The sequence below is a fragment of the Streptomyces niveiscabiei genome (genome assembly GCF_033794345.1).
Taxonomy (GTDB): Bacteria; Actinomycetota; Actinomycetes; order Streptomycetales; family Streptomycetaceae; genus Streptomyces; species Streptomyces niveiscabiei.
Window position 1 is genome coordinate 1 of the sequence record NZ_JARAYJ010000037.1, and the last position, 12,703, is coordinate 12,703.

At 71.8% G+C, this 12,703-nt stretch carries 12 protein-coding genes; 4 read left to right on the forward strand and 8 right to left on the reverse strand.

Annotated elements, in window-relative coordinates; genetic code table 11:
- Nucleotides 1–191: 191 nt before the first annotated feature.
- Complete coding sequence (locus PV682_RS35285) at nt 192–1,217, reverse strand: LLM class flavin-dependent oxidoreductase (RefSeq protein WP_319735837.1); 1,026 nt, start codon at nt 1,215–1,217, stop codon at nt 192–194.
- A gap of 244 nt (nt 1,218–1,461) precedes the next feature.
- On the opposite strand from PV682_RS35285, the gene PV682_RS35290 reads away from it, so the two are divergent.
- Nucleotides 1,462–1,794 carry a hypothetical protein gene (locus PV682_RS35290; protein WP_055724751.1) on the forward strand — a complete coding sequence of 111 codons (333 nt, stop codon included), beginning with the start codon at nt 1,462–1,464 and terminating at the stop codon, nt 1,792–1,794.
- On the opposite strand, the gene PV682_RS35295 is transcribed toward PV682_RS35290, so the two are convergent.
- The 6 genes from PV682_RS35295 to PV682_RS35320 form a co-directional block, all read right to left on the reverse strand.
- Nucleotides 1,795–2,640: an ABC transporter permease gene (locus PV682_RS35295; RefSeq protein WP_319735838.1), complete on the reverse strand. Its 846-nt coding sequence runs from the start codon at nt 2,638–2,640 to the stop codon at nt 1,795–1,797.
- Nucleotides 2,637–3,965, reverse strand: a complete 1,329-nt coding sequence (locus PV682_RS35300) for an ABC transporter ATP-binding protein (RefSeq protein ID WP_319735839.1) — start codon at nt 3,963–3,965, stop codon at nt 2,637–2,639. The genes PV682_RS35295 and PV682_RS35300 overlap by 4 nt, the downstream gene beginning before the upstream one ends.
- A 103-nt stretch (nt 3,966–4,068) precedes the next feature.
- Entirely contained in the window at nt 4,069–4,848 is a 780-nt protein-coding gene (locus PV682_RS35305; RefSeq protein ID WP_319735840.1) for an ABC transporter permease, read from the reverse strand.
- Nucleotide 4,849: 1 nt separating this feature from the next.
- Nucleotides 4,850–5,800 (reverse strand): ABC transporter ATP-binding protein, encoded by a 951-nt coding sequence (locus PV682_RS35310; RefSeq protein WP_319735841.1) that lies wholly within the window; start codon nt 5,798–5,800, stop codon nt 4,850–4,852.
- A 150-nt stretch (nt 5,801–5,950) separates the two neighbouring features.
- Nucleotides 5,951–8,518: a P-loop NTPase family protein gene (locus PV682_RS35315; protein WP_319735842.1), complete on the reverse strand. Its 2,568-nt coding sequence runs from the start codon at nt 8,516–8,518 to the stop codon at nt 5,951–5,953.
- Nucleotides 8,519–8,728: 210 nt separating this feature from the next.
- Nucleotides 8,729–9,052, reverse strand: a complete 324-nt coding sequence (locus tag PV682_RS35320) for an STAS domain-containing protein (RefSeq protein WP_319735843.1) — start codon at nt 9,050–9,052, stop codon at nt 8,729–8,731.
- A 360-nt stretch (nt 9,053–9,412) separates the two neighbouring features.
- Here PV682_RS35320 and PV682_RS35325 point away from each other — a divergent pair, with 360 nt between their 5' ends.
- Complete coding sequence (locus tag PV682_RS35325; protein ID WP_319735844.1) at nt 9,413–9,985, forward strand: cob(I)yrinic acid a,c-diamide adenosyltransferase; 573 nt, start codon at nt 9,413–9,415, stop codon at nt 9,983–9,985.
- A 36-nt stretch (nt 9,986–10,021) separates the two neighbouring features.
- On the opposite strand, the gene PV682_RS35330 is transcribed toward PV682_RS35325, so the two are convergent.
- Nucleotides 10,022–10,597: a hypothetical protein gene (locus PV682_RS35330; RefSeq protein WP_319735845.1), complete on the reverse strand. Its 576-nt coding sequence runs from the start codon at nt 10,595–10,597 to the stop codon at nt 10,022–10,024.
- Nucleotides 10,598–10,756: 159 nt separating this feature from the next.
- Here PV682_RS35330 and PV682_RS35335 point away from each other — a divergent pair, with 159 nt between their 5' ends.
- On the forward strand, nt 10,757–11,920 hold the full coding sequence (locus PV682_RS35335) for a sensor histidine kinase (protein ID WP_319735846.1): 1,164 nt from the start codon (nt 10,757–10,759) through the stop codon (nt 11,918–11,920).
- On the forward strand, nt 11,917–12,558 hold the full coding sequence (locus PV682_RS35340; protein WP_319735847.1) for a response regulator transcription factor: 642 nt from the start codon (nt 11,917–11,919) through the stop codon (nt 12,556–12,558). The genes PV682_RS35335 and PV682_RS35340 overlap by 4 nt, the downstream gene beginning before the upstream one ends.
- Nucleotides 12,559–12,703: the final 145 nt, after the last annotated feature.

Here is a 12,703-nt window from a genome sequence, read left to right on the forward strand (position 1 = left end):
GCACAGACCACTGCTCATCGGAAAGATCCCCACGCCCCACACCGTGATCATCACAAGAGTGAAGCGTGAACCAAGACCCTGACCTAAAACACGGCCTAGGGGCGGCACGGGTGGGCGCAGCGGCACCCCGCCAGCGCGGGTGAGCGACAACGCCCCCACCCCGGCCCCCCACCCAGCCGCACCGACCCCCCTCACAGCAACCCCACCACCTCCGCCCCCAGCCTCCGCACGTTCTCCTCCGTCGCCGCCAGGTCCCCCGACCCCTCGACGAGCAACGCGAACCGTGTGATCCCGGTCCGCTCGGACGTCGCGGCGAGCCGGTCCGCGCACAGCCTCGGTGTCCCGACGGGATGGATGCCGCAGAGCAGCTCGGTGTAGGCGACGGGATCCCGCATCGCACGTTCCCGCCCGTCGACGGTGACGTGCGCACCGAGCCCCTGCCGAAGCCACCCCGGCATGGACTTGACCAGCGTCTCCACCGCGTCGGTACGCCGGTCGGCGATCTGGCAGACGCCCGCGGAGACGTGCCCGGCGGTGGCGACCTCCTCCCGGGACCGCCCGGCATCGCGCGCGTGCCGCCGCCACAGGGAGACCATCTCCGCCTTCTCCTCGTCCCCGATGTGCATCCCGAGGAGCATGGCGAGCCCCCGCTCGGCGGCGAGCCGGACACTCGCGGGCGAGGTACAGGCGACGACGACCTCGGGCCCCTCCGCGTCCGTGAGGCACTCCACCGGCCGGGGAACGACGGCGACGTCCCGGAACCGGTACCGCTCCCCCGCCGCCCCCACCGAGGACTCCCGCAACCACCGCAGCAGCAGATCGAGCCCCTCCGGGAACCCGGACTCGTACGCCTCGATCCCGCCCCCGAACACCTCCAGGTCCACCCAGGGCCCACCCCGCCCGACCCCGAGGGAGAACCGCCCCCCGCTGGTGAGGTGCAGCAGCGCGGCCTGCTCCCCGAGCGCGACGGGATGGACGTTGGGCAGCACACTCACCGCCGTACCGACCCGGATCCGCCGCGTACGCCCGAGCAGCAGCGCCGCGAGCGTGACGGCCGAGGGACACGTGCCGTAGGGCACGAAGTGATGCTCGGCCAGCCACACCGAGTCGAGGCCGGCCTCCTCGGCGACCTCAGCGGACCGCACGGCCCGGTACAGCGCCTCCCCCTGCCCCTGTCCGGGGAACTGGGCCGCCAACACGAAACTTCCAACGCGCATGGACTTTCCTGCTTCCTTGGCTCCGACACGGAGCTCCCCCACACCGGCATAACCGCCTGACACGTGCCGAGGACACGGCCTGGCGAAGAGATTTCCGGATTGTCTGGAGAACGGCTCCGGGGAGCCACTCAACCCCCTCACCCCAGGGGGACTTGTGGGGATTGGCCGTTCATCGCCTACCCCGCATTCCGCCGCGTAGGCTGGTCCGGAACCACGCTCCCTGCACAAGCCCGTGAGGTGTCCCGTGTCCCCGCGCCGCAACCGCCCCAAGGGCACCGACCCGTCAGGCCACAGCGCCGAGGACGACCGCGCGGGCCGCTACGGCGGCTGGCAGTCCTCGACGGACTGGGCCGGCGAGGAGTGGAGCGTGCGGCATGTCGCGGGCGCGAGCAGCCAGGGCAAGTCGTACCGCTGCCCCGGCTGCGACCAGCTGATCCCCGACGGCGTCCCCCACGTCGTCGCCTGGCCGCAGCACGCCGGCGTCGACGACCGCCGCCACTGGCACAAGGCCTGCTGGAACGCGCGGGACCGCCGCACCCCGGGGGTACGACGGTCCCGCAACGCACCGCGCTTCTGATCACACGTCCCGCTTCTCCAGCAACGCGAACCCGGCCCCGAAGGCGGCACCGGTCACCACGAGGGCGATCAGCAGCGAGTCCCACGCGGACGGCCCCGACTCGGTCAGCGTCTCCGCGTAGAACGTGCTCAGCAGATTCGGGATCGAGTACTCGAAGAGGAAGTCCCGCAGCCCGGACAGCGACTCCGAGAACATGAACAGCGCGAGCACGAGCGGCGCCAGCACCAGCCCGATCATGATCGTGATGGCCCCCGCCGAGTGCCGTACGACCGACCCGACTGCCAGCGACAGCATCCCGAGCAGCGCGATGAACAGGGACACCCCGAAGGTCCCCTTGACCCACTCGCCGGTGGACGGCGTCCGCGCCCCGTCGAGCAGCGCGACGTCCGCGAGCGCCACGATCAGCGTCGACACGAACGTGAACACGAACGCGACGCCGAAGAACACGATGCCCTTGGCCGCGAGCACCCGCCCCCGCGAGGGGCACGCCACCATCGTCGTACGGATCATCCCGGTGCCGTACTCGGACGCGGTCGTCAGCACGCCCAGCGTGATCACGCACATGCTGCCGAGCAGCAGCCCGAACACGCCGTAGGACAAGGGGTTGTCGCCCTGGAGGTCGTACGGATCGGCGTTGGCGGCGATCAGCACGGCCGTCAGCAGCCCGACGCCGACGACCATCACCACGAACACCCCGAGCGTCCACATCGTCGACCGCACGGACCGGATCTTGGTCCACTCCGAGGCGACGGCGTGCCCGAGATGCGTCCGCACGACCGGGATCGGCGACGTGTACCCGGCACCGGCCTGCTGCCACACCTGCGGCGAAGGGGTCTGCTGGCTCATCGTGCGTCCTCGGTGTCAGTGGTCTTCTTCTCGGCGGAGGCGCCCCCGACGGCAGCACCCTCCGGCACCCCGCCCGCCGCCTTCTCAGCCGAACCGGCCCCGGCCTCGCCCGGCGCGATCACCAGCGTCCCCGGCTCCTCGCCGGCCGGAGCGGCCTCGGTCTTCACCGGCGCGATCACCAGCGCCCCGGGCTCCTGCCCGGCGCCAGCGGCGGGCCCGGCCGGCGGAACGACGGGCGCGGGCCCGAACCCCCCGCCCGGCGCCGGCGGCTGCCCCTGCGCGTACGGGTTCGGCGGTGCCCCCTGCGGCGGCGGGGGCGCGTACCAGCCCGGCTGGCCCTGTCCCGCCACCGGCATCGGCGGCAACGCCCCCGGCGGCAGCGGCTGTTGGAGGCCGGACTTCTGGTCGGTGGTGGAGCGGTAGTCGACGACCGACTGGGTCATCCGCATGTACGCCTCCTCCAGGGACGCCTGGTGCGGCGACAGCTCCCAGAGGCGTACGTCCGTGTCGTGCGCGATGTCGCTGATGCGAGGCAGCGGCAGTCCCGTCACCCGCAGCGCCCCGTCGGACTCCGGGAGGACGTGCCCGCCGGCCTCCGTCAGCGCGGACGTCAGCTTCTCGCGCAGGTGGGGCTCCGTGTCCGGCGTACGGATGCGCGCGAACCCCGCGGAGTTCGCCTCGATGAAGTCGCGCACGCTCATGTCGGCGAGGAGCTGTCCGCGCCCGATGACGATGAGGTGGTCGGCGGTGAGGGCCATCTCGCTCATCAGGTGGGAGGAGACGAACACCGTACGGCCCTCGGCGGCCAGCGCCTTCATCAGGTTCCGCACCCACAGGATGCCCTCGGGGTCGAGCCCGTTGACGGGCTCGTCGAAGAGGAGGACCTGAGGGTCGCCGAGGAGCGCGGCGGCGATCCCGAGCCGCTGCCCCATGCCCAGCGAGAACCCCTTGGACCGCTTGCGGGCGACCGCCTGGAGCCCGACGACCCCGAGCACCTCGTCGACGCGCCGCGCCGGGATCCCGGAGAGCTGCGCGAGGCACAGCAGGTGGTTGCGCGCGTGCCGCCCCCCGTGCACGGCCTTCGCGTCGAGCAGCGCCCCCACGTGCCGCGCGGCGTTCGGCAGCTGCCGGTACGGGTAGCCGCTGATCGTGACGGACCCGGCGGTCGGGTTGTCCAGCCCGAGGATCATCCGCATCGTCGTGGACTTGCCCGACCCGTTCGGCCCGAGGAACCCGGTGACGGCGCCCGGCCGCACCCGGAAGGACAGATTGTGCACGGCGGTCTTGTCGCCGTAGCGCTTGGTCAGGCCGACTGCCTCGATCATGCTCCGCACCCATCGCAAGGTTCAGGACAACAGGGCGCACGCCCCCATAAGAGTTAGGAGCTTATCGGGGTGCTGACGGTTCCGACCAAGAGGAGGCAAAGCCTCAGGCGTCCCGCCGCTTGAGCAAGAGGTATCCGCCGAGGAGCGCGGCCACCACCCACACGACCATGATCGCGAATCCGCCCCAGGGCCCGTACGGGGTGTCGTTGTCGACCGGCGTCACCACCTGCATGATCTTGCTGCCCGCCTGGTCCGGCAGGTACTGCCCGACCTTCTTCGTCGCGGAGACGTTCCCGAGGATGGTGGAGACGAGGAAGAAGAACGGCATCAGGATGCCGAGGGAGAGCATCGGCGAGCGCAGCATGGTCGCGACGCCGATCGAGAACAGGGCGATCAGCGCCATGTACAGCCCGCCGCCGATGACGGCCCGCAGCACCCCGGGTTCCCCGATGTCCGTGCGCAGCGAGCCGAGCATGGCCTGCCCGACGAAGAACGTGACGAAGCTGGTGACGATCCCGACGGCCAGCGTGAGCCCGGCGGCGACGGCGAGCTTGCTGAGGTAGAAGGTGCCGCGCCGCGGTACGGCCGCCAGCGACGTACGGATCATGCCGGTGCTGTACTCGTTCGACACGACCAGCACCCCGAACACGATCATCGCGAGCTGGCCGAGGGACATCCCGGCGAAGCTGATCAGGGTCGGGTCGAAGGAGAGCTTCTCGTCGCGGCCCAGGTCGTCGAACGTGTTCTTCGAGACCACGGCGATCAGCATCCCCACGCCGACCGTGACGACGAACGCGAGGGACAGCGTCCACACCGTCGACGCGACCGACCTGACCTTCGTCCACTCCGACCGCACGACCTGCGAAACCTCGGTGACGGCCATCTCAGTCCTTCCTCCAGCCGTCGCCCCACTCCTGCGGCGGGGCCTCGTCCGTGTGCGCGTGGTACTCGACCGACTCGGCCGTCAACTGCATGAACGCCTCTTCCAACGACGCCCGCTGCGGCGACAGTTCGTGCAGCACGAGGTGATGCTGGGCCGCCAGCTCCCCCAGTTGCTCCGCCTTCTCGCCGTCCACCTCCAGCACCCCGCCGCCCGTCTCCACGACGGTCACCCCCGCCTGGTGCAGCACATCCAGCATCCGCTCGCGCTGCGGGGTGCGGATCCGGACGTACGAGCGCGAGTTGCGCGCGATGAACTCCGCCATCGAGGTGTCCGCCAGCAGCCTGCCCTGGCCGATCACCACCAGGTGGTCCGCCGTCAGCGCCATCTCGCTCATCAGGTGCGACGACACGAACACCGTCCGCCCCTGCGCCGCGAGCGACTTCATCAGGTTCCGGATCCAGTGGATGCCCTCGGGGTCGAGCCCGTTCACCGGCTCGTCGAACATCAGGATCCGCGGGTCACCGAGCAGCGCGCCGGCGATCCCGAGCCGCTGCCCCATCCCCAGCGAGAACCCCTTCGCCTTCTTCTTCGCCACCGCCGTCAGCCCGACGGTGTCGAGCACCTCGTCGACCCGGCTCCGCGGAATCCCATTGCTCTGCGCGAGGCACAGCAGATGGTTGAAGGCACTACGCCCCCCATGCATCGCCTTCGCGTCCAGCAGCGCCCCGATGTACTTCAACGGCTCCTTGAGCTGGTCGTAATGCCGCCCATCGATCCGCACGTCCCCGGCCGTAGGCCGGTCCAGCCCCAGCATCATCCGCATCGTGGTCGACTTCCCGGCCCCGTTCGGCCCCAGAAACCCGGTCACGATCCCCGGCCGCACACTGAAACTCAGATTGTTGACCGCCACCTTCTCGCCGTACCGCTTGGTCAGCCCCTCAAGCTCGATCATGCGGCCACGCTAGGGGGTTGAGGAGGGCAATGCCACCGGAGAAGGAGAACTTTGGAGTGCCGGGCAGGTGTCGTCTCTTAGGGGCGCGGGGCTGTATCTGATGTGCGGCTACCGCCACACAATCCGACCCGGCACCCCAATAGGCACTCCTCACATCACCGCCGCCGAAGCGGAATCCGACGTGCTCGGCGACACCGCAGGCCCACTCGCCGCAGGCCCACTCGCCGAGGTCGATGTGGACGGCGTGCTCTCCGGAGCCGTCGGGCTACCGGAAGGCTCCGTGGGGCTGGGCGAAGCCGGTACCGTCGGGCTCGGCGAGTCCGAGGGCTTCGGCGTCGGGCTGGGCGACGAATGTGTGGGCGGCGGCGTAGGCGTAGGCGACGTACTCCCCGTACCTCCACTCGTGCTCCCCCCGGTCGTACCCCCCGTACTCCCATCGGCGGACGCCGAAGGAGACGGATCATCCGGCGTCCCCATCTTCCCGTCGGGCCCAGGATCGGTGGGACTGGGCCGACTCGTGGGCTCACCCACACCCCCCGTACCGCCCCCGGACCCCCCGGCCCCACTGGACGACCCCCCGGACCCACCCGGCGTCCCACCCCCCGGCTCCCCGTCATCGAGCCCTGTGGACGCGGACGGCCCGACCTGCCGAGAGGGACCGTCCGCCCCCTTGTCGGAGGTGGCCCCCAGCCCCACGACAGTCCCCAGCACAGCGACAAGCAACGCCCCGGCCCCAGCGGCGACGAGGTTCCGCCGAGCGATCCCCCGCAAACTACGCCGATGCTGCGCCGCCGGCGCCACAACGACCTGCTGCTTCTGCGTCACCGCCGTCTCAGGACGACGCGCCCCGGCCTCCGCTCCCCGAGCCTCGAACCCTCCGGCAGCGACAACGCCCCCAACAGCCCCCGCGCCCCCGGCGGAAGCGGAAGCCCCCGCCCCCGGCAACCCGGGCACCTCCCCCGACCGGTCGGCGACGAGCGCCAGCGCCCGCCGCCCGGCGAGAGTCCCCCGCTTGTCGGCGAGCGCCCCCCGCAGCCCGATGGACGTCTCCAGCTCCGACCGGGCCCGGTCGAGCTGCCCGGCGAGGATCGCGTAAACCCCCAGCTCATGGTGGAAGTACGCCTGATCGGCGACCTCCCCGGACAACCGGGCGGCCTCGGCCCCACCCCGCAGGGCCCGCTCCCACGCGTCGAAGTGCAGCCCGGCGGCGAACGCGGGCACAGCGGTACGGGCCAGCTGGACGGCGACCGACTGCTCCCCCTCGGCAGGCGGCACGGCCAACGGCGAGGCGACGGCCAGAGCGGCGAGAATCGCATCGGCCTCGGCACAGACCCGCTCGGGCGTCACCGAGGGATGCCCGGCCCACCAGGCGTAATGCGCGGCAGCGGCCTGAGCGAGGCCGGCAGACTCACTCCCGTACGCGGACTCACTCCCGTACCCGGCCCCCTCACCCCCGGCAGCCCCCCGAGCCTCACCCCCGTACCCCGCCGCCTCCAGCTGCGTCTTGATCCCGGCCGCGAGCCGGTACCGGGACCCGACCGGAGTGACCAGCCCGCACGCGACCAGCTCTCCGAGAGCCGCGTCGGCGTGCGTGTCACCGACCAGCGCGGGCAGGTGCGCCTGGTGCGGCACCTCCCCGCCGAGCGCGACAGCGAACCGCAGCGTCGCCCGGGCCGAGGAGCTGAGCCGCGCGGCGAGCAGCGGCGCGGGACCGGCCGCCTCGCCCAGCGACGGCAGCGGTATCTCCTCCTCCGGCTCGCCGTCCTGGGGTACGACGGGCCGCGCGTCCTCGAAGACCCCGTACTCGTCGACGGCGTCGGCGCTGGCCCGTACCTGGTCCCGCTGCTGGAGCAGCGCGCCGGCCTGCACGAACCGCAGCGGCAGCCCCTCGGACTCGAACCACAGGTCGCCGGCCCAGTTGGCCTCCTCCTCCGTGAGGACGCGGCCGACGGCCCGCTCGATGAGGTCGATGCCGCCGGCCCGGTCGAGCCCGCCGAGGGTGACCTCCTCGACGGCGGACCCGGCGGAGGGCAGCGGCGTCGAGCCGGTCGCGCCGAACAGGAACGCGCACTCGGGGGTCGCCGCGAGCAGCCCGTCCAGCTCGGCGCCGCCGAACTCCAGGTCGTCCACGACGACGACCGCGCCGATCTCCCGGACGAGGACGAGGAGTTCGCCGTGCAGCGGACGGTGCCGGGGCGCGTCGTACACCACGTGGAACAGCTCGTGGAGCAGCTCCTGCGCGCCGCGGCCGTACCCGCTGAGGCGTACGACGCCGTCGGGGGCGAGGTCGGCGCAGTCCTCGGCGACGAGGTCGAGGAGGCGGGTGCGGCCACAGCCGGCGGGTCCGGTGAGCCGTACGGAGCGCCCGCGCGCGACGAGCCGGACGAGCTGTTCGCGCTCCTCCTGGCGGCCGAGCAGCGGCGGCGGCGCGGGGACGTGTCCGGCGGGGACCGGGGGTCTGGCCGCGCGCTCCGCCTCGGCGCGGGCCTCGGCGGTGCGGCGTACGGGGGTGTCGGGGCGCTCGGTCGGCGGGCACAGCTCTATCTCGCTGCCGTCGACCGGGTTGACGGTGAGGAGGTGTTCCCCGGCGACGACGTCGACCGTGCGGGCCGGGGCCGGCGTGTGCTGGCCCGGTGCGAGGGGGTCCCTGGAGGAACGCGGGCGCTGCGCGCGGCCGTCCTGGCCGGTCTCCTCGGGCTCCCGGGTATTCGGGTCCATCGGTCAAGCCCCCCAAAAGCGTCGTGTGGTGGTGGCCCTTCCCGGCCGCGGTGCACACTGCGCTGTCGCTTCTGGTCCGGTGCCCGCCAGAGGGCTGAGGACGGCGGGCAGACGAACCGTAAACCTTCGCACAGTATCTCCGACAGCCCGGGGTGCCGGGCCGCCCGAGACGTCACGGTCCGGTGAGGATTGCACGGGTGACCTGGTGTGTCAGACGCGGGGCAGGGATTCGGCCGCGAGGCCGCCCTCGATGGCGAGGATGCGGTGCAGGCGGGTGGCGACCAGCAGGCGTTGCAGCTGCGGGGGTACGCCGCGCAGGACGAGCCGCCGGCCCGCGCGGCCGGCCCTGCGGTGCACGCCCATGATCACGCCGAGTCCGGTCGCGTCCCAGAAGTCCAGCTCGGACAGGTCGAGCAGGAGGTCGCCGGCCCCGTCGTCGACCGCCGCGTGCAGGACCGTACGGGCGTCCGCGGCGCTGTGCACGTCCAGCCGACCCCCGACGACCACCTCGGCGTGGTCGCCCCTGATGTGCATATGCGCTCCCCTGGCGTCGCGTGCCGTGCTCCGCGTGTGCTGTGTGTCCGTGTGCTGTGTGTACTCGTCCGGTATCGCATCGTCTGACTGCCCCGGACGGCTGGAGGTTGCCGTCTGTGAGCGAACCGATACCGAATTCACTCGCAGGGGTGAGGCTCGTGGGGTCTGTGCGGTTCGTGTACGCCGGTGATCCGCCCCGAGGCGGCACACGACCGCGCCGGCGCACCGATACCCGCCCCGGTACGCCGTTCCCCTGGCCCGGACCTTAGCGGCCCGGAGCCGCTCTGTGACGCCTTAGTAACGCGAGTCACGTCCCCGTGGACGGACATCACACCCGGCCCCCACAACTACCCTGATCCCATGGTCAATCTGACGCGCATCTACACCCGCACCGGCGACCAGGGCACCACCAACCTCGGCGACCTGAGCCGCGTCCCCAAGACGGACCTCCGCATCGCCGCGTACGCGGACACGAACGAGGCGAACGCGGCCCTCGGCACGGCGATCGCCCTCGGCGCCCTCCCGGAGGACGTGGTCAAGGTCCTGACCCGGGTCCAGAACGACCTGTTCGACGTGGGCGCCGACCTCTCGGCCCCGGTGGTGGAGAACCCCGAGTTCCCCCCGCTGCGAGTGGAGCAGTTCTACATCGACCGCCTGGAGACGGACTGCGACCACTACAACGCCGCCCTGGAGAAACTCCGCTCCTTCATCCTCCCCGGCGGCACCCCGGGCGCCGCCCTCCTCCACCAGGCCTGCACGGTGGTCCGCCGCGCGGAACGCTCCACCTGGGCGGCCCTTGAGGTCCACGGCGACACGATGAACCCCCTCACCGCGACCTACCTGAACCGCCTGTCCGACCTCCTCTTCATCCTGGCGAGGACGGCGAACAAGGAGACGGGGGACGTGCTGTGGGTGCCGGGCGGGGAGAGGTGAGGGAGAGGCGGGGCCCAAGGGGGGACTTCTTCGGCGTCAGTACCGCCGTCCCGCCTCTTCGTGCCGCTTCTCCATGGCCGCCGGTGCCTTCTTCGGGAACACCGTGTACGCCCCCGCGATGATCACGTTGATGCCGATCACGTACAGCATCCGGGTCTGCCAGCTCCGCAGGGAGCCCGTCTCGCCGGAGTCGCCGACATACCAGACGGCCGCCTGGAGGAGGCCCGCCGCGACGGCCGCCGCCAGGATCCAGCGGGCGGCGACCTTCCATTCGTGCAGGGCGCGGGCCATGCCGTACTTGGGGGGCTTGACCGGCGGGGGGCCGTCGAAGAAGCGGTGGGAGACCTGGGCGTCGGCCCATTTGATCGTGGAGTGGCCCAGGCCGACCGTGAAGCCGATGTAGACCGCGGCGATGCCGTGGTGCCAGCTGGGCTGTGCCCCGTCCCGGAGGTCCATCGCCGTGACGGCGAGGAGGACGATCTCCAGGAGGGGCTCGCACAGGAGGAGGGCAAGGCCGGTGCGCGGCATCTTCAGGGCGTACCGGAACGTCAGCCCGAGGGCCAGCAGTACCCAGAACGCCACCTCGCAGGCGATGATCAGTCCGACGATCACATCAACCACTCCTCCCGGAACTCGACCCTTCCAGCCTCCCGGCGCCTGGCCCCCCTCACCTCGTCGCCCGTGACGAGATCCCGGTACATCGAAAGATGCAGTCCAGGACCCGCCTCGGGCAGCAGGCGCCGGGCCCGCGACCCGTGTTGGATGGGACCCATGGCCGTACGACCCCACCGCGACGACCTCCGCATCGCCGCCGCAGGCCTGGCCGGCGGTGTCCTCCTGTGGGCGCTGGGCCTGTTCGCCCGCCCGGGAGGCGACAACGGCATCGTGCTGTGGGACGGCGAGTGGCCGCCCCTGGTCCCGCTCGCGGCGATGGCGGCCTGCGAGCTGCTGCGCCGGACGCACCCGAACACGGCCGCCCTGATCGGCACGGCGACCCTGGCCCTGGACACGGTGACGCGCGGCAGCGTGGTCACGGTCCTGATGTACACGGACCTGATCTACGCGGCGGTCCTGTACGGCACCCCGGCGACGGCCCGCCTGATCCCCCGCGTCTCGGCGCTGCTGACCCTGCTGGGCACGACCGTCCCGTTCGCGTTCTGGCACCAGCCGGACGCCTTGCTGATCGGCTTCGCGGTCGGCCTGGTCACCCTGACCCCGGCGATGACGGGAGTCCTGGTCCGCGACCACAGATCGGCGGCGGAGGCGGCCGGGCTCAGGGCCGAACAGACCGCGCTCCTCGCCGAGTTGGACAGGACGCAGGCGGTGACGGCCGAACGCGCGCGGATGGCACGGGAGTTGCACGACCTGGTCGCGGGCCACCTCTCGGCGATCGCGATCCACTCGACGGCGGCCCTCTCGATCGGTGACCCGGACACCTCGAAGAAGGCCCTCGCGGTGATCCGGGAGAACAGCGTCGAGGGCCTCGCGGAGATGCGCCGCCTGATCGGCATCCTGAGAGACCCCGACGACCGGGTCGAACCGGCCCCCACCCTGGAGGCCCTCCCCACCCTGATCGACGGCGCGCGGGCCAACGGCCTGGACGTCACCCTGACGACGCCCCCGCCGACGGGCGCCCCGGCCCCGGTCGCCCTGGCGGCGTACCGCATTGTCCAGGAGTCCCTGACGAACGCCCTGAAGCACGCGTCCCCGGGCGAGGTGACGGTCAGCCTGCACAGCGACGCCACCCACCTGAAGGTCACGGTCACCAGCCCGTACGCCGCCCCCGAGTCTCCCCGCGCCCCGGGCTCGGGCGCCGGTCTGATCGGCATGCGCGAACGGGCCACGCTGATCGGCGGAACGTTCGACGCGGGCCCGCGAAACGGCCGTTGGACGGTCAGCGCCAGCCTCCCCCTCCCCGAAGGAGATCCCGCATGATCCGCGTCCTGGTCGCCGAGGACCAGTCGGCCGTCCGCTCGGGCCTGGTCCTGATCCTGGGCAGCGCCTCTGACATCGAGGTCGTCGGGGAGGCGGCGGACGGTGAGCAAGCGGTGTCCCTGGCCCGGGAGTTGCGGCCGGACCTGGTCCTGATGGACGTTCAGATGCCGCGTCTGGACGGCGTGTCGGCGACGCGGCGGATCACCGAGGAGTCCCTGGCGGACGTTCTGGTCCTGACGACCTTCGACCTGGACGAGTACGTCTTCGGAGCGCTGCGCGCGGGCGCGGCGGGCTTCCTCCTGAAGAACTCCGAGGCGACCCAACTCCTGGACGCGGTCAGGACGGTGGCGCGCGGCGAGGGCCTGATCGCCCCCGCCGTCACCCGCCGCCTGATCACCGAGTTCGCGACGGCCACCGCCCGTACCCCCACGGCGGACCCCACGGTCCTGGACACCCTCACCCGGCGTGAACGCGAGGTCCTGGCCTGCCTCGGCGAGGGCCTCTCCAACGCGGACATCGCGCGGCGCCTGGACATGGCCGAGGCCACGGTGAAGACCCACGTCAGCCGCCTCCTGGCCAAGCTGGAACTCCGCAGCAGAGTCCAAGCCGCCGTCCTGGCGCAGGAGTTGGGGATCTAGGCTGGCCCTGGAGCGATCAACTCCTTATTGGTACAGACCTATTGACGCATGGTCTGGACCACTCCTACGCTCCGCCACGGCACGTCAACCACGATCCCCCACGACGAGGAGGCGTCCCCATGCGCTTCGCACTCGGCAGACACCC